Raw genomic sequence first — 16,649 nt, forward strand, 5'->3', positions numbered from 1 at the left:
GCGCAGCATGGGGACCGCTGGGCGATGCAGGGGGCGCGGGTTCTGGAACGCACCGCAGGCCACGGTACACAGTGATTGCAGTCACATTGGCTTGAGGGGTTGTATGCGGTGGCCCGCGAGACCACGGCAGCCGGTGTGGGCTCACCAGTCTCAATGAGGAGGAACACCGATGGGTCACGACGCCCAAGAAACGGACGCAGCGGCGGCCGTGGACTTCAAGGAAGTCCAGTCGACGGAGCAGTTCAAGGAACTGCGCAAACGTCACCGCAGCTTTGTCTTCCCGATGTCCATTGCCTTCCTGCTCTGGTACTTCGCCTACGTCCTGCTGGCCGACTATGCGGTGGAATTCATGTCCACGAAGGTCTGGGGCAACATCAACATCGGCCTGATCCTGGGCCTGCTGCAGTTCGTCACCACGTTCGCCATCACCGGCTGGTACGTCAGCTACTCCAACCGCAAGCTGGACCCCATTGCCTCTGAAATCCGCCACGGAATCGAAGGGCACGAATTCGACAAGCACGGCAACCCGGTAGGCGGAGCAGCAAAATGACACTCATGGTCCCCGCGGTCAATGTCGCCGCCCTCAAAGACACCACCCTGCTGAACATGGGCATCTTCGCCCTGTTCGTGGCGGTCACCATGGTGATCGTCTTCCGCGCCAGCCGCAACAACAAGACCGCGGCCGATTACTACGCCGCCGGGCGCTCCTTCACGGGTTCGCAGAACGGCACGGCGATCGCGGGCGATTACCTCTCCGCGGCTTCCTTCCTGGGCATCACCGGTGCGATCGCCATCAACGGCTACGACGGCTTCATGTACTCCATCGGTTTCCTCGTCGCCTGGCTCGTGGCCCTGCTGCTCGTTGCCGAGCTGCTCCGGAACACGGGCAAGTTCACCATGGCGGATGTCCTGTCCTTCCGGCTCAAGCAGCGCCCCGTGCGCATCGCGGCCGCCATCTCCACCCTGGCCGTCTGCTTCTTCTACCTGCTGGCGCAGATGGCCGGTGCCGGCAGCCTCATCTCCCTGCTGCTGGGCATCAGCGACTGGGGCGGACAGGCCCTGGTGATCGTCGTCGTCGGCGTCCTGATGATCATGTACGTGCTGATCGGCGGCATGAAGGGCACCACCTGGGTCCAGATCATCAAGGCCATGCTGCTGATCGCCGGCGCCGCGGTCATGACCTTCTGGGTCCTGGCGATCTACGGCTTCAACCTCTCTGACCTGCTCGGCGGTGCGGCGGAAACCGCGAAGAATCCGGCCGTCCTGAACCCGGGCCTGCAGTACGGCAAGTCCGATACCTCCAAGCTCGACTTCATGTCCCTGGGCCTGGCGCTGGTGCTCGGCACCGCGGCCCTGCCGCACGTGCTGATGCGCTTCTACACCGTGCCTACGGCCAAGGAAGCCCGCAAGTCCGTGGTGTGGTCCATCTGGCTGATCGGCATCTTCTACCTGTTCACGCTGGTGCTCGGCTACGGCGCAGCGGCACTAGTCGGCGCCGACACCATCAAGTCCGCTCCGGGCGGCGTCAACTCGGCCGCGCCGCTGCTCGCGTTCCACCTGGGCGGGCCGTTGTTGCTCGGCTTCATCTCCGCGGTGGCCTTCGCTACGATCCTCGCCGTGGTGGCAGGCCTGACCATCACCGCCGCGGCGTCCTTCGCGCACGACATCTACGCCAACGTGCTGGCCAAGGGGAAGGCCGACGCCGGTACCGAGGTCAAGGTTGCCCGCCGCACCGTGGTGGTGATCGGCCTGCTGGCCATCGCCGGCGGCATCTTCGCCAACGGACAAAATGTCGCGTTCCTCGTGGCGCTCGCCTTCGCCGTGGCGGCTTCCGCAAACCTTCCGACCATCCTCTACTCGCTGTTCTGGCGCCGGTTCACCACTCAAGGCGCCCTCTGGAGCATGTATGGCGGATTGTCCGCGGCCATCATCCTGATTGCGCTCTCCCCGGTGGTGTCGGGGGCCAAGACGTCGATGATCCCCGGCGCCAACTTCGCTGTCTTCCCGCTGAGCAACCCGGGCATCGTCTCGATCCCGCTCGCGTTCTTCCTTGGCTGGCTCGGCACCGTGCTGGACAAGCGGAAGGAAGACGCCACGAAGCAGGCCGAAATGGAGGTCCGTTCCCTGACCGGGGTGGGTGCCGAAAAGGCTACCAACCACTAGGGCCGGCGCACCAACGAACGGCAGGAGCTCCCGTGCAGCAGCACGGGAGCTCCTCTGTCTTTGGCACGCCTGGTGTGGGCGCCGGCCGAGAGAGAGTCTTCGAAGTCAGCGCTGCGGCCGCAAGCGGATATTCACCATCTTCAGCTCGTCGCGACCCTCGAAGCGGTAGACCAACTCCACCCGCGTGGTGTCGCACTCGATGTAGCCCGCGACGTCGGCCGAGTTGCTACCGTTCCTCGAGCTGACGTTGACGCTGGAATAGTTTGGTTTGCAGCTGCCGTCCAGCCCCAGACCTTGCACACCGACGGCGAACTCCTCCCGCGAAAGCTTCTCCTTGAGGGCAGGGTCCAGGTAGTTTTCATAGGCGTTGTTGACGTCGCCGGCGATGATGCGCTGGGTGAAATCGTCCGCGAGGCCCCGGGCCTGATTGGTGGCTGCGCCCACCACGTTGACCAGGAGGACGGCGCCGGCGGCCACCAGCAGCAGGACACCACCGACGATCCCCAGCACGAGCCATAACGCCTTGCGGCTCTTCTTCGGCGGCGGCTGGGCCGGGTCCCCGTAGTAAGGCGGGCCGTAGGGCGGGCCGTACGGTGGGCCATACGGGGGGCCGTACGGCGGGCCGCTGGCGGGCGCGCCGTAGGGCGCCTCATCGTCCGCCGCAGGAGCGTAGGGCGGCGCCGCATAGGCAGGCGGCGCGGGTGGGGCCGCGTAGTAGGGAACCGGCGGCTCTCCGGCTGTTGGTTGCTCCGGTGTCGGCTCTCCGGCGGCAGGCTCATGCCCGGGCTGCGGCGGTACCGGGCGATGCGGTTCCTCGGGACTGCTCACGGTTCAAGCCTTTCCGGCAGTCCAGACAGCCACTGCCCGTTGTGCAGGGCCGCCTGCGCGGACCCAAGGACTCAAAGGGGACCCAACGGACACAGCCTAGCGCCGCGGTCGTCCACGGCACAGGGCAGAAGCGCACATCAGAAGCGAAGATCTGCGGCGCAGATCATAAGCGCAGGGCAGGAGGCAGAGGTGCCAATCAGGCGTCGGCGGATCCGCGTTCCAGCAGGGGCTGAATCCGGAACGGGATCAGCTCACCCATCGCCAGGGCGGTGTCGGTCCGGTCCACGCCGTCGCAGGCCAGGATCTTGCCGTTGATCCGGAACAGGTCCTCCGCGTCGAGCGCCACCACCCGCAGGAGCAGATCGGCCGAGCCCGTCAGGCCGTAGCCCTCCAGGATTTCCGGGATCCCGGCGAGCTCGACAGCCAAGGTGCCGAGTTTCTGCTGCTGGACATGCACGGAGATGAAAGCCATCAGCGGGTACCCGAGGGACGCCGGGTTGATGCGTCGCTCGAAGGAGAGGAAGACGTGCTTTTTCTCCAGCTGGGCCATCCTGGCCTGCACCGTATTGCGCGAGAGTCCCAGCTTCTGGGCGAGGGCAACCACTGTCCGCCGGGGGTCCCGGGCCATGGCCGAAAGCAGGCGGGTGTCAGTGCCATCCAAGGGTTGCATAATGCGCAAGATTAGCACGGTCCGGGTACGCCAGACAGTGCATAATGCTCAACATTTTTACGGGCGGTTGTACCCGATGAGCATTGTGAGTAGGGTCACAATTATCCGGGGCAACGGCGCCCGGGCGGCCGGCGCGCCGCGGGATTACGAGTCCTGCGAGCTCCGGTCAGACGACGTCAGAAGGTGCGGACAACAGTGTTTACCGACGACGCGGGCAAGGGCGGCATTTCCGCCGGGGGCCCCGGAAACAGTGAAGATTCAACGAGGCGGACTGGCGGCGATCTCGTCCAGCTCATCACTCCGGAGGGTGAGCGCGTCAGCCATCCGGAGTTTGATTCCTGGCTCCAGGACGTTAGCGATGAGCAGCTTGGCTCGCTCTACGAGGACATGGTGGTCATCCGCCGGATCGATGCCGAAGCCACTGCCCTCCAGCGGCAGGGCGAACTGGCACTCTGGCCGCCGCTGCTCGGCCAGGAAGCATCCCAGATCGGTTCGGCCCGTGCGCTGCGCGACGACGACTTTGTTTTCCCGAGCTACCGCGACAACGGCGTGGCCTACTGCCGCGGAGTGAAGGTGGAGGACCTGGTCCGTGCCTGGCGGGGCAACGCCTCCGCCGGCTGGGATCCGTTCACCGTCAACGTTGCCACTCAGCAGATCATCATCGGCGCGCAGAGCCTGCACGCCACGGGCTATGCCATGGGCATCCAGAACGACGGCGCCGACTGCGTCGCCGTGGCCTACTTCGGCGACGGCGCCACGAGCGAGGGTGACGTCAACGAAGCCATGGTCTTCGCCGCGAGCTTCCAGGCGCCGGTGGTCTTCATCTGCCAGAACAACCACTGGGCCATCTCGGAGCCCGTTCGGCTGCAGTCCCACATCCAGCTTGCGGACCGCGCCTCAGGCTTCGGCATCCCCAGCATGAGGGTCGACGGAAACGATGTCCTCGCCGTCATGGCGGCCACCCGCATCGCCCTGGACCGCGCCCGGCACGGCGGCGGACCCACCTTTATCGAGGCCGTGACCTACCGGATGGGCCCGCACACGACGGCGGATGACCCCACCCGCTACCGGGACGCCAACGAGCTCGAGGACTGGGCCGCCAAGGACCCGATCTCCCGGATGAAATCGCTGCTGGACCGCAAGGGACTGCTGACCGCGGACCTTGAAAACGCCGTCGCCGCGAAAGCCGACGCCGTGGCCAAGGAACTCCGGGCCGGCACCATCAACATGCCCGAGCCGCAGCCGCTGGATATCTTCAAGCACGTTTACAGCACGCCCAACTCCTGGCTGGACCGTCAGCAGGAGCATTACTCCCGTTACCTGGCTTCCTTCGGCGATCCCGCAGAAGCCGCTTCTGAAGAAGGTGCACGCTGATGACGCAGATGACCTTTGCCCGAGCCATCAATTCGGGCCTGCGCAAGTCCCTCGAAAACGATCCCAAAGTGGTCCTGATGGGGGAGGACATCGGCGCCCTCGGCGGTGTCTTCCGTGTCACCGACGGGCTGCAGAAAGACTTTGGGAAGCACCGCGTCGTGGACACCCCGCTCGCCGAATCGGGCATCATGGGCACCGCCGTCGGCCTGGCGTACCGCGGCTACCGCCCGGTGGTGGAGATCCAGTTCGACGGCTTCATCTACCCGGCGTTCGACCAGATCGTCAGCCAGGTCGCCAAGATGCACTACCGCACCCAGGGCGCGGTCAAGATGCCCATCACCATTCGCGTTCCCTTCGGCGGCGGCATCGGCTCTCCGGAGCATCACTCGGAATCGCCCGAGGCCTACTTCACCCACACCTCGGGGCTGCGCGTGGTCAGCGTGTCCAACCCCCAGGACGCCTACACGATGATCCAGCAGGCCATCGCCTCCGATGATCCCGTCCTGTACTTCGAGCCCAAGCGGCGCTACCACGACAAGGGCGAGGTGGACGAGACCGTCGACCTGCGCACCGCGCTGTCCATGGAAAAGGCCCGCGTGGTCACCGAGGGCAAGGACGTCACCCTTGTGGCCTACGGCCCGCTGGTCAAAACTGCCCGCGACGCCGCACTGGCGGCCACGGACGAAGGCGTCTCGGTCGAGGTCATCGACCTCCGCTCACTGGCACCGCTGGACTTCGTCACCCTTGAGGCCTCCGTCCGCAAGACCGGCCGGCTGGTCATCACCCACGAGGCCGGCCAGTCCGGCGGGCTCGGCGCCGAAGTTGCCGCGAGCATCACCGAACGCTGCTTCTACCACCTCGAAGCCGCCCCGGTCCGCGTGACCGGCTTCGACGTTCCGTACCCGTACTCCAAGCTGGAAATGCACCACCTGCCGGGCCTCGACAGGATTCTCGACGGCGTCGACCGTGCCCTGGGCCGCCCCAACTCCCTCAGCGGGCTGGAAGGATGAACGCCACAATGATCAAGGAATTCAGGCTGCCGGACCTCGGCGAAGGACTGACGGAATCGGAAATCGTCGCCTGGAAGGTCGCGGTAGGGGACACGGTCACCCTCAACCAGATCATCGCCGAGGTCGAGACTGCCAAGGCCGTCGTCGAGCTGCCCTCGCCGTTCGCCGGCGTGGTCGCGGCCCTGCACGAACAGCCCGGCACCGTTGTCGAGGTCGGCAAGCCGATCGTCTCCTTCGAGATTGAGGACGACGGCGCCGGCGGTTCCGCGCCTGACGCGGGCGCCGCCAAGCGTGAGCCGAACCTCGTGGGCTACGGCGCCGTCCTCGAAGCCTCCGGCCGGCCCGCCCGGCGCGCCCGCAGTTTCGCGGCCCCGGCGGCGGCTTCTCCCGTCGCCCCCGCCGAACCGGTGGCACCGGTCCGCGCCGCTGAGCAAGTTGAATCCAAGCCTGTCGAAACCACGCCGGCCGCATCCGCGCCGGGGGAGCGTCCGCGGTCCACGCCGCCGGTGCGCAAGCTGGCCAAGGATCTCGGCGTCGACCTTGAGGCCGTGACCGGCACGGGGGAGCACGGGCTGATCACCCGTGACGATGTCCTGAACTTCGTCGGCGGCGGCGAGCTGCCCGCAGCCGCCCAGGACCTCGCCGGCGCGCCGGCCCCGGCCGCTGGGCGCGCCCCGGCCGGCGGCGAGCGGGAGACCCGCACGCCAATCAAGGGCGTGCGGAAATTCACGGCCGCCGCCATGGTGGCCAGTGCCTTCACCGCACCCCACGTCACCGAGTTCCTGACCGTCGACGTCACGCCCACGATGGAGCTGCTGGCACGGCTCAAGGCCGGCCGCGCGTTCGCCGGCTACAAGCTCACGCCGCTGACGCTCGTCTCCAAGGCGGTGCTGATTGCACTGCGCAACCACCCGACGCTCAACGCCAGGTGGGACGAGGCCAACCAGGAGATCGTCCAGTTCAACTACGTGAACCTGGGCATCGCGGCCGCGACCCCGCGGGGGCTGACGGTTCCGAACATCAAGGACGCGGACCGGATGTCCCTCATGGAACTCTCCTCCGCCCTGACGGAACTGACGGACACGGCACGGGCCGGGAAGACAAGCCCCGAGGCCCTCTCCGGCGGCACGATCTCCATCACGAACATCGGCGTCTTCGGCATTGACGCCGGCACGCCCATCCTGAACCCGGGCGAGGCAGCTATCCTGGCCCTCGGCGCGGTCCGGAAGATGCCCTGGGAGTACCAGGACGAGGTCACCCTGCGCCAGGTCATGACGCTCAGCCTGTCGTTCGACCACCGCCTGGTCGACGGCGAGCAGGGCTCGCGGTTCCTCCAGGACCTCGGGACCATGCTGGCCGATCCGGGCATGGTCCTCGCGATGGTCTAAATGACGGGGTCCAACTAGCGGCTCATGGCGGCGAAGCGGCCGGGTGCCCCACCATTGGTGTGGGGCGCCCGGCCGCTTCCGTCCGGGGGCACTTTGCGGGGGATTCCGACGTCGGTGGCCTGATTCGCCGGCGTGCGGGCGCCAACGTCGCCCCGGACGGCCCCCTCAGTGCCCCGGACGGACCCTGAGTGCTCCGGAGTCAGTGCTCCGGAGTCAGCGCCCCGGCGTCAGTGCCCCGGAGTCAGTGCTCCGGAGTCAGTGGCAGGGTGGGCGGTGCCATGAGCGCGGCCAGTGCCATGCTTTCCAGCAGCGGCCTGGCGCGGCGGACGCCGATCCGGCGTCCGTGGCTGCGCACCGAGTGCGGGGTCGAGTTGATCAGGCCGAAGGTGGCATGCGCCCGCATCCGCAGTTCCGCGGCCTCCGTGCCCTCGTGCAGCCCGGCCAGCACGTCCACCCAGAGCTCAACGTAGTTGCGCTGGAGCGTGCGGACCTCGGCCTGGTCCTCGCCGGCCAGGTTGCTGAAGTCCTGGTCCTGGACCCGGATGACGTCCGGATTACTCAGGGCAAAGTCGACGTGAAAGGCCACGAGGCCGCCCAGCGCCGCCAGGTCGCCGTCGGAATCGGCCACCACCTTGCGGCCGCCCTCGAGCAGGTCCTTGCTGACACTGAGCAGCAGGGCGCCGAGCACGGCTTGCTTACCGGCGAAGTGGCGGTAGACCGCCGGCCCGCTGACACCGGCCGCGGCCCCCAGATCCTCCAGGGAAACGCGGTTGAAGCCCTCGAGGGCGAAGAGCGCAGCGGCGGCGGACAAGAGGGCCTGCCGCCTGTTCGCCTTGGCCTGGCTGCGCTGTGTAGAGGGAGCCGAGGTGGAGGCCGCCTGGGCTGACGGAAGCTGGGCGGTCTGGCTGGGCTCGGTCACCGGCGCATCCCCTCATTGCAGATGGTCCCTGTGTTGGACATCACAGTTAATAGAGACTAACCTAAATCTCAGTTATGCGGTACTAACCGAAATAGCCGGGCGGGCAGGAGTCGCCGGTCCGGCACGCAGGTCAGGGAACGGAAGCAGTCAATGGAGACAATCGCCAGCCGGGTGGATGCGACGAGCACAGCCTATGCCGCGAACCGGGAGGCCCAGCTGGGGCTGGCCGCCGAGCTGAGGGACCGGCTCGCCGCCGCGGCACTGGGCGGACCGGCAAAGTCCCGGGAACGCCACGTGGCCCGCGGCAAGCTCCTGCCGCGCGAGCGCATCGACCGGCTGCTCGATGACGGCAGCCCCTTCCTGGAGATCGCCCCGCTGGCGGCGGACGGCATGTACGACGGCGACTCGCCCGGTGCCGGCGTCATTGCCGGGATCGGCCTGGTGCACGGCCGGCAGGTGCTGGTCATTTCCAACGACGCCACGGTCAAGGGCGGCACCTACTATCCGATGACGGTGAAGAAGCATCTGCGCGCGCAGGAAATTGCCCTGGAAAACCGGCTGCCCTGCATCTACCTCGTGGACTCCGGCGGCGCCTTCCTGCCCAAACAGGACGAGGTCTTTCCGGACAAGGAACACTTCGGCCGGATCTTCTTCAACCAGGCGAAGATGTCCGCGGCGAAGATCCCGCAGATTGCCTCCGTCATGGGCTCCTGCACCGCCGGCGGCGCCTATGTCCCCGCGATGAGCGATGAGACCGTGATTGTCCGCAACCAGGGCACTATCTTCCTGGGCGGGCCGCCGCTGGTGAAGGCCGCGATCGGCGAGATCGTCACGGCAGAGGAGCTCGGCGGCGGCGACGTGCACTCGAAGATCTCCGGGGTCACGGACCACCTGGCCGAGAACGATGAGCATGCCCTCCAGATCGTCCGGGACATCGTGGCCACGCTGCCGCGGGCCGCCGCCCCCGTCTGGGACGTGGACACCGTGGCCGAGCCCGTTGCCGACCCGGATGAGCTCTACGGCGCGGTTCCCACGGACGTCAACGCCCAGTACGACGTGCGTGAGGTCATCGCCCGGCTGGTGGACGGCAGCCGGTTCCACGAGTTCAAGAAGAACTACGGCACCACCCTGGTGACGGGCTTCGCGAAGCTGCACGGCCACCCGGTGGGCATCGTGGCCAACAACGGCGTGCTGTTCAGCGAGTCCTCGCTTAAGGGGGCGCACTTCATCGAACTGTGCGATCAGCGCGGCATCCCGCTGATCTTCCTGCAGAACCTTTCCGGCTTCATGGTCGGCAAGGACTACGAGCAGGGCGGTATCGCCAAGAACGGCGCCAAGATGGTCACGGCCGTCGCGACCGCCCGGGTCCCCAAGCTCACGGTGGTGATCGGCGGATCCTTCGGCGCCGGCAACTACTCGATGTGCGGGCGGGCCTACTCGCCGCGCTTCTTGTGGATGTGGCCGGCGTCGCGGATTTCCGTGATGGGCGGCAACCAGGCCTCCAGCGTGCTGGCCACCGTGAAACGGGACCAGTACGAGGCCCGCGGCGAGGAATGGTCTGCGGCGGACGAGGAAGCGTTCAAAGCCCCGATCAAGGCCCAGTACGAGGACCAGGGCAGCCCCTACTACTCCACCGCCCGCCTATGGGATGACGGCGTGATCGACCCCGCGGACACCCGCACTGTCCTGGGACTGGCGCTCGACGTCGTCTCCCGCACCCCGCTGCCGGAGACCTCCTTCGGCCTGTTCCGGATGTGAGCCAGCTGTGACTATTTCTTTGTCGTCTGCACCTTCGACACACCAGAAGCCTTTGTTCGGCACCGTGCTGGTCGCCAACCGCGGTGAGATCGCCTGCCGCGTCATCCGGACCCTGCGCGACTTGGGGATCCGTTCGGTCGCCGTGTATTCCGACGCCGACGCCGGGGCCCGGCACGTGCGGGAAGCCGACGTCGCGGTCCGGATCGGCCCGGCCGCCGCCACCGAGAGCTACCTGAAGATCGAGGCCATCCTGAAGGCCTGCCGCGACACCGGCGCCGAGGCCGTGCACCCGGGCTACGGCTTCCTGAGCGAGAACGTCGACTTCGCCCGTGCCTTGGCGGACACCGGGATCACGTTCATCGGCCCCGGCGTCGAATCCCTGAACGTCATGGGTGACAAGATCCGCTCCAAAAACCACGTCGCCGGCTACGGCGTGCCGGTGGTCCCGGGCGTCGCCGAACCGGGCATGACGGACGCGCAGCTCATCGAGGCCGCGGCCGGCGTCGGCTTCCCGCTGCTGATCAAGCCCTCCGCCGGCGGCGGCGGAAAGGGCATGCACATCGTGGAACGGCCCGATGACCTCGAGGCCACCCTGGCTACCGCCCGCAGGGTCGCCGCGAGTGCCTTCGGCGACGACACCCTGTTCCTGGAACGGCTCGTGTTCACGCCGCGGCACATCGAGGTCCAGGTCCTCGCCGACAACCACGGCAACGTCATCCATCTGGGGGAGCGCGAGTGCTCGTTGCAGCGCCGCCACCAGAAGGTCATCGAGGAGGCGCCGTCCCCGCTGCTGGAATCCCTGCCCGACGGCGCGCAAATCCGGGCCCGTCTTGGCGAGGCCGCCTGCAACGCCGCGCGCAGCGTCAACTACTCCGGCGCCGGCACCGTGGAATTCCTGGTCTCGGACAACGCCCCGGACGAGTTCTTCTTCATGGAGATGAACACGCGGCTGCAGGTTGAGCACCCCGTCACCGAGATGGTCACCGGAATCGACCTCGTCGAATGGCAGGTGCGAATCGCCGCCGGCGAGGTGCTTACCGTCCAGCAGGACGACGTCGTCCTTAGCGGCCACTCGGTGGAAGCGCGGGTGTACGCGGAAGTTCCGCAGAAGAACTTCCTGCCCTCCACGGGCAGGGTCCTGCTGCTGGACGAACTGCCCGCTGACGCAGATGGCAAAGTCCGGGTCGATTCGGCCCTGCTGGAGGACCTGGAGATCTCCTCCAGCTACGACCCCATGATCTCCAAGGTCATCGCGTGGGGCGGGGACCGCACCCAGGCCCTCGACACCCTGGACCGGGCGCTCGCCGGCTATACGGCACTGGGCATCCACACCAACGTTGAGTACCTGCGGCTGCTGATCAACGACGCCGACGTCCGGGCCGGGCGCCTCGACACCGGCCTCATCGAACGCAAGATGCCGGAGTTCTCCTTCCGCCACCCGGGCGACTTCGAGGTCGCTGCCGCTGCCGTGTACGCCGCTGCCACGCAGGAGCATGATGCGCGGGCCGCAGGGAAAGGCCCGTGGGACCTCGGCGACGGGTGGCGGCTTGGTGCGCGCGCTCCACGGCGGATCAGCCTCGGCACGCCCGACGGCGGTGTCGCCACGGTTGAGGTGTCCGGCGCCGTGGTTGCGGGCACAGCGGCAGTGACCATCGACGGCGGGCCCCAGCGCACTGCATCACTGCGCTTCCCCACACGCAACCACGCGGAGTTGACCCTCGGCGGCGAAGCCCGGGTGTACTCGCTCGTGGCTCTGTCCCAGGGACCCGTCAGCCCAGGCCGGGACAATTCGGTGCCAACGGAAGTATTCCTCGGCAACGAGGGCTGGTCCTGCCGCCTTGAGGTGCTCACCCGGGAGGCCCGGCTCGCCCGGGTGCTGGCGGCGATCGAACGCGAGGAAGGCGCCGCTGACCCGGCGGTGCGCTCGCCGATGCCCGGCACCGTAGTGTCCGTGCCCGTCACCAACGGCGACACCGTGGAGGCCGGCCAGGTCCTGCTCTCTGTGGAGGCGATGAAGATGGAGCACCAACTCGTGGCGCCACTGGCCGGGACCGTCCACATCAGCGTCGGGCCCGGCGACCTCGTCAAGGCAGACCAGGTGCTGGCGACGATCCACCCCGCTGTCCACGCGCCGGGGCCGTCCACGGCCGAGGACACGATCGAGGAAGCCGTCATCGCGATGGGCGCGGCCGAATGACCGCACCCTAGAAACCCAGCTTTCTTGAACCCAGCTTTCTTGAATACAGCTTTTTATGCACAGCGCAGCCAACGCACCTTTCAACAGACCACAGAAGTACCTCAGACACAGGAGTCACCCCCATGGCAGATTTTGAGCTCAGCGAGGAATACCAGGACCTCAGCAACACCGTCCGCGAATTCGCCGACGAAGTGGTGGCCCCGGTCTCGGCCAAACACGACGAGGAACACAGCTTCCCCTACGAGATCGTCTCCCAGATGGCGGACATGGGCCTGTTCGGCCTGCCGTTCCCGGAAGAGTTCGGCGGCATGGGCGGGGACTACTTCGCCCTGGCCCTGGCCCTCGAACAGCTCGGCCGGGTGGACCAGTCCGTCGCCATCACCCTCGAGGCCGGCGTCTCCCTCGGTGCCATGCCGGTCCACCGCTTCGGCAACGCCGCCCAAAAGGAGGAGTGGCTGCCGCTGCTGGCCTCCGGCAAGGCGCTCGCCGGCTTCGGCCTGACCGAGCCGGAAGCCGGCTCGGACGCCGGCGGCACCAAGACCACCGCCAAACTGGGCGGCGGAGAGTGGGTCATCAACGGCAACAAGGAGTTCATCACCAACTCCGGCACGGACATCACCAAGCTCGTCACCGTCACCGCGGTGACCGGCCAGGAGGAACGCGCCGACGGCAGCATCAAGAAGGAAATCTCCACCATCCTGGTGCCTACCAACACCCCGGGTTTCAAAGCGGAGAAGGCCTACAACAAGGTCGGCTGGAACGCCTCGGACACCCACCCGCTGACGCTCAACAACGTCCACGTCCCCGAGGAAAACCTGCTGGGCACCCGGGGCCGCGGCTACGCCAACTTCCTCTCCATCCTGGACGAGGGCCGGATCGCGATCGCAGCCCTGGCCGTGGGTGCGGCCCAGGGCTGCGTGGACCAGTCGGTGAAATACGCCAAGGAACGCAGCGCATTCGGGCAGAGCATCGGCAAGTACCAGGCCATTGCGTTCAAGATCGCCCGGATGGAAGCACGCGCCCACACGGCCCGCCTGGCCTACTACGACGCGGCCGCCCGGATGCTTGCCGGCAAGCCGTTCAAGACGCAGGCGGCCATCGCTAAGATGGTCGCAGGCGAGGCAGCCATGGACAACGCGCGGGACGCCACCCAGGTGTTCGGCGGCTATGGCTTCATCAACGAATTCACCGTGGCGCGCCACTACCGCGACTCCAAGATCCTTGAAGTCGGCGAGGGCACCACGGAGGTCCAGCTGATGTTGATCGCCCGCGAACTGGGACTGTAGCCGGCCGAAGGAATCACCGATGATCAACAAAGTTGTTGCCAGCGCAGCCGATGCTGTCGCGGACATCCACGACGGCGCCTCCCTCGCCGTCGGCGGGTTCGGGCTGTGCGGCATCCCCGTGACCCTGATCGAGGCCCTGCACGAGAGCGGTGCCACGGAACTGGAAACCGTCAGCAACAACTGCGGTGTCGACGACTGGGGCCTCGGGATCCTGCTCAAGGACGGCCGGATCCGGCGCACCATCAGCTCCTACGTGGGGGAGAACAAGGAGTTCGCCCGGCAATACCTCGCCGGCGAGCTGGAGGTGGTCCTCACCCCGCAGGGCACCCTGGCCGAAAAGCTGCGCGCCGGCGGCGCCGGCATACCCGCGTTCTACACGCCGGCCGGCGTCGGAACCCAGGTGTCCGACGGCGGCCTGCCGCAGAAGTACGACGCCGACGGCAACGTCGCGATCGCCTCCGCCCCCAAGGAAGTCCGCAGCTTCCACGGCGCCGACTACGTGCTGGAAGAATCGCTCACGCCCGACTTCGGCCTCGTGCACGCCTGGAAGGGCGACCGCCACGGCAACCTCGTCTTTCACGCCACGGCCATGAATTTCAACCCGCTGTGCGCCATGGCCGGGAAGATCACGATCGCCGAGGTTGAGGAACTCGTGCAGCCGGGGGAGCTGGACCCGGAGCATGTCCACGTCCCGGGGATCTTCGTCCAGCGCGTGGTGCTGGCCCCGCAGGGCGAGAAACGCATTGAGAAGCGGACGGTTGCAGTGACCGCTGGCGTCTCCGGCGCACCAAAACAGTCGCCCGAGCAGGCAGGAGCATAGCCGTGGAAACGAACAAAGCTCAAGACGCCCCGCCCCGTCCCGAGGCCGTGCGCCACGAATACCGGCGCTCCGCCGTCGAGCACCCCGCCGGTGTTGAGAGCAAGGGCTGGACCCGCAACGAACTCGCCGCCCGGGTGGCGCAGGAACTGCACAACGGCCAGTACGTCAACCTCGGCATCGGCATGCCGACGCTGATCCCCAACTACATTCCTGCCGGCGTCGAGGTGGTGCTGCATTCGGAGAACGGCATCCTGGGCGTCGGGCCCTACCCGGCCGAGGATGAGATCGATCCGGACCTGATCAATGCCGGCAAGGAAACCGTCACGGTCAATAAGGGCGCTGCATTCTTCGATTCCGCCGCCTCCTTCGGCATGATCCGGGGCGGCCACGTCGATGTGGCCGTGCTCGGCGCCATGGAGGTCGCCGCCAACGGCGACCTCGCCAACTGGATGATCCCCGGCAAGATGGTCAAAGGCATGGGCGGCGCGATGGACCTCGTGTTCGGGGCCAAGAAGGTGATCGTGATGATGGATCACGTGGACCGCAGTGGCAGGCCGAAAATCGTCGAATCCTGCACACTGCCGCTGACCGGCAAGGGCTGCGTGGACCGGATCATCACCGACCTCGCCGTGATCGACGTCGTGACCGACGCCGGTCCGCCCCGGCTGGTGCTGCGCGAACTGGCGCCGAACGTGTCCGTGGAGGACGTCGTGGCGGCCACCGGAGCCGAACTCTTTGAGGAAGACCAGGAATTGACCGTATGAGTAACGCAGACCGATCCGCCCCAAGCCCCGTTGCTGGCACCCCCCGGGTGATCGAGCAGCGCGGCCTCTATTTCGATGAGCTGGAGGAGGGCGTGGTCTACGCCCACCGGCCGGGCCGGACGGTCACGGAGACCGATAACGTCTTGTTCACCACCATGACCATGAACACCCAGGCCCTGCACCTCGACGCGGCCTGGAGCGCCGGGCAGCCCTTCGGCCAGCGGCTGATGAATTCGATGTTCACCCTGGCCACCGTGGTGGGCCAGTCCGTGCCGCAGCTGACCCAGGGCACCATCGTCGCCCAGCTCGGCCTGACGGATGTGTCCTTTCCGCGCCCGCTGTACCACGGGGACACCCTGTACACGGAGACAGTGGTCACCGGGAAACGGCTGTCCGCGTCCCGCCCCGGCCAGGGCATCGTGACCATGCAGCACACCGGGCGGAACCAGCACGGCGACGTGGTGGCGCTCGCCGCCCGCAGCTGCCTGATGTGGACACGCGAGGCCCACGCCGCGGCCGAGCTGGAAGCCGCGCAAAAGGGGACAATAGAGACATGAGTTTCCTGATGGGTCCTGCCCTGCTGTTCTGCCCCGCCGACCGCCCCGAGCGGTACCAGAAAGCCGCCGAACGCTCCGATACCGTGATCGTGGACCTCGAGGACGCCGTCGCCCCTGCCGACAAGCAGCGGGCCCGCGGCGCCATCCTCGCCCAGCTCGGCGCCACCGGCGACGTCCCGGAACTGGATCCGAGCCGCACCATCATCCGGGTCAACCCGGCCGGCACGGACGAGTTCGAGAAGGACCTGCACTGCCTCAAGCACACGCCCTACCGGCACGTCATGCTGGCCAAGGCGGAGAACGCCGCACAGCTGAAGGAACTCGAGGGCTACAGCGTGATCGCCCTCTGCGAGACGGCTGCGGGCGTCCTCAACGCCGCCGCCATCGCCGCCGAACCCAATGTGGTGGCCCTGATGTGGGGCGCGGAGGACCTGCTGGCGTCGCTCGGCGGAACCTCCAGCAGGACGGAAGCTGGCGGCTACCGGGCCGTCGCACTGCACGCCCGCTCCAGCGTGCTGCTGGCCGCCGGCGCCTTCGGCAAGGATGCGATCGACGCCGTCTACGTCAACATCCCGGACTTGGCCGGGCTGGCTCTCGAGGCCCGTGACGCCGTGGCGTCCGGATTCGCCTCCAAAGCCTGCATCCACCCGGACCAGGTGGCCGTGGTCCGCGAAGCCTACGCACCAACAGAGGCCGACGTCTCAGCCGCGGCCGAGCTGCTCGACGCCGCCTCCGCTGCAGGCACGGGCGTGTTTCAGTTCAAGGGCAAGATGATCGACGGGCCCATCCTCAAGCACGCCGCATCCACGCTGCGCCGCGCTGGCCGGTAAAGCTCCCACCAGCACGCGAAAAGGCACTCCGCGGCAATGTTTTCGTCAACACTGTCGCGAAGTGCCTTCTCGGCGGGTGGTTCCT

General features: G+C 67.3%; 15 protein-coding genes. 12 read left to right on the forward strand and 3 right to left on the reverse strand.

Features of this window, described 5'->3' with window-relative positions; genetic code table 11:
* Positions 1 to 169: 169 nt before the first annotated feature.
* Positions 170 to 550 (forward strand): DUF485 domain-containing protein, encoded by a 381-nt coding sequence (locus BLQ10_RS01535; RefSeq protein WP_091557484.1) that lies wholly within the window; start codon positions 170 to 172, stop codon positions 548 to 550.
* Entirely contained in the window at positions 547 to 2,163 is a 1,617-nt protein-coding gene (locus BLQ10_RS01540; protein WP_091557486.1) for a solute symporter family protein, read from the forward strand. Before BLQ10_RS01535 ends, BLQ10_RS01540 begins: the two co-directional genes overlap by 4 nt.
* A 105-nt stretch (positions 2,164 to 2,268) precedes the next feature.
* Here BLQ10_RS01540 and BLQ10_RS22240 read toward each other — a convergent pair whose 3' ends face one another.
* Both BLQ10_RS22240 and BLQ10_RS01550 read right to left on the reverse strand, forming a co-directional pair.
* Positions 2,269 to 2,991 carry a hypothetical protein gene (locus tag BLQ10_RS22240; protein ID WP_175558433.1) on the reverse strand — a complete coding sequence of 241 codons (723 nt, stop codon included), beginning with the start codon at positions 2,989 to 2,991 and terminating at the stop codon, positions 2,269 to 2,271.
* Between the two features lie 196 nt (positions 2,992 to 3,187).
* Entirely contained in the window at positions 3,188 to 3,661 is a 474-nt protein-coding gene (locus BLQ10_RS01550) for an Lrp/AsnC family transcriptional regulator (protein ID WP_091557489.1), read from the reverse strand.
* Positions 3,662 to 3,886: 225 nt separating this feature from the next.
* Here BLQ10_RS01550 and pdhA point away from each other — a divergent pair, with 225 nt between their 5' ends.
* From pdhA to BLQ10_RS01565, 3 genes are read left to right on the forward strand one after another with little or no spacing between them, the layout of a single operon-like run.
* Positions 3,887 to 5,035: a pyruvate dehydrogenase (acetyl-transferring) E1 component subunit alpha gene (gene pdhA / locus BLQ10_RS01555; RefSeq protein ID WP_254785359.1), complete on the forward strand. Its 1,149-nt coding sequence runs from the start codon at positions 3,887 to 3,889 to the stop codon at positions 5,033 to 5,035.
* On the forward strand, positions 5,035 to 6,045 hold the full coding sequence (locus BLQ10_RS01560) for an alpha-ketoacid dehydrogenase subunit beta (RefSeq protein WP_091557494.1): 1,011 nt from the start codon (positions 5,035 to 5,037) through the stop codon (positions 6,043 to 6,045). Before pdhA ends, BLQ10_RS01560 begins: the two co-directional genes overlap by 1 nt.
* Positions 6,042 to 7,433, forward strand: coding sequence for a dihydrolipoamide acetyltransferase family protein (locus tag BLQ10_RS01565; protein ID WP_091557497.1), 1,392 nt, complete (start codon positions 6,042 to 6,044; stop codon positions 7,431 to 7,433). The genes BLQ10_RS01560 and BLQ10_RS01565 overlap by 4 nt, the downstream gene beginning before the upstream one ends.
* 241 nt (positions 7,434 to 7,674) lie before the next feature.
* On the opposite strand, the gene BLQ10_RS01570 is transcribed toward BLQ10_RS01565, so the two are convergent.
* On the reverse strand, positions 7,675 to 8,352 hold the full coding sequence (locus BLQ10_RS01570; RefSeq protein WP_091557500.1) for an SACE_7040 family transcriptional regulator: 678 nt from the start codon (positions 8,350 to 8,352) through the stop codon (positions 7,675 to 7,677).
* A 150-nt stretch (positions 8,353 to 8,502) separates the two neighbouring features.
* Here BLQ10_RS01570 and BLQ10_RS01575 point away from each other — a divergent pair, with 150 nt between their 5' ends.
* The 7 genes from BLQ10_RS01575 to BLQ10_RS01605 all read left to right on the forward strand — a co-directional run bounded on the left by BLQ10_RS01575 (position 8,503) and on the right by BLQ10_RS01605 (position 16,564).
* Positions 8,503 to 10,110 carry a carboxyl transferase domain-containing protein gene (locus tag BLQ10_RS01575; RefSeq protein WP_091557502.1) on the forward strand — a complete coding sequence of 536 codons (1,608 nt, stop codon included), beginning with the start codon at positions 8,503 to 8,505 and terminating at the stop codon, positions 10,108 to 10,110.
* Positions 10,111 to 10,117: 7 nt separating this feature from the next.
* The gene (locus BLQ10_RS01580) at positions 10,118 to 12,307 is read left to right on the forward strand and encodes an acetyl/propionyl/methylcrotonyl-CoA carboxylase subunit alpha (protein ID WP_091557505.1); all 2,190 of its coding nucleotides are present in this window, start codon (positions 10,118 to 10,120) and stop codon (positions 12,305 to 12,307) included.
* 122 nt (positions 12,308 to 12,429) lie between these two features.
* Entirely contained in the window at positions 12,430 to 13,593 is a 1,164-nt protein-coding gene (locus BLQ10_RS01585) for an acyl-CoA dehydrogenase family protein (protein ID WP_091557507.1), read from the forward strand.
* 19 nt (positions 13,594 to 13,612) lie between these two features.
* On the forward strand, positions 13,613 to 14,413 hold the full coding sequence (locus tag BLQ10_RS01590) for a CoA transferase subunit A (RefSeq protein WP_091557509.1): 801 nt from the start codon (positions 13,613 to 13,615) through the stop codon (positions 14,411 to 14,413).
* A 2-nt stretch (positions 14,414 to 14,415) separates the two neighbouring features.
* Complete coding sequence (locus BLQ10_RS01595) at positions 14,416 to 15,177, forward strand: CoA transferase subunit B (RefSeq protein ID WP_091557511.1); 762 nt, start codon at positions 14,416 to 14,418, stop codon at positions 15,175 to 15,177.
* The gene (locus tag BLQ10_RS01600; RefSeq protein WP_091557513.1) at positions 15,174 to 15,734 is read left to right on the forward strand and encodes a MaoC family dehydratase; all 561 of its coding nucleotides are present in this window, start codon (positions 15,174 to 15,176) and stop codon (positions 15,732 to 15,734) included. The genes BLQ10_RS01595 and BLQ10_RS01600 overlap by 4 nt, the downstream gene beginning before the upstream one ends.
* The gene (locus tag BLQ10_RS01605; RefSeq protein ID WP_091557516.1) at positions 15,731 to 16,564 is read left to right on the forward strand and encodes an HpcH/HpaI aldolase/citrate lyase family protein; all 834 of its coding nucleotides are present in this window, start codon (positions 15,731 to 15,733) and stop codon (positions 16,562 to 16,564) included. The genes BLQ10_RS01600 and BLQ10_RS01605 overlap by 4 nt, the downstream gene beginning before the upstream one ends.
* The last annotated feature ends 85 nt before the right edge of the window (positions 16,565 to 16,649 follow it).

The sequence above is a fragment of the Arthrobacter sp. ok362 genome, assembly GCF_900102785.1.
Classification (GTDB): Bacteria; Actinomycetota; Actinomycetes; order Actinomycetales; family Micrococcaceae; genus Arthrobacter.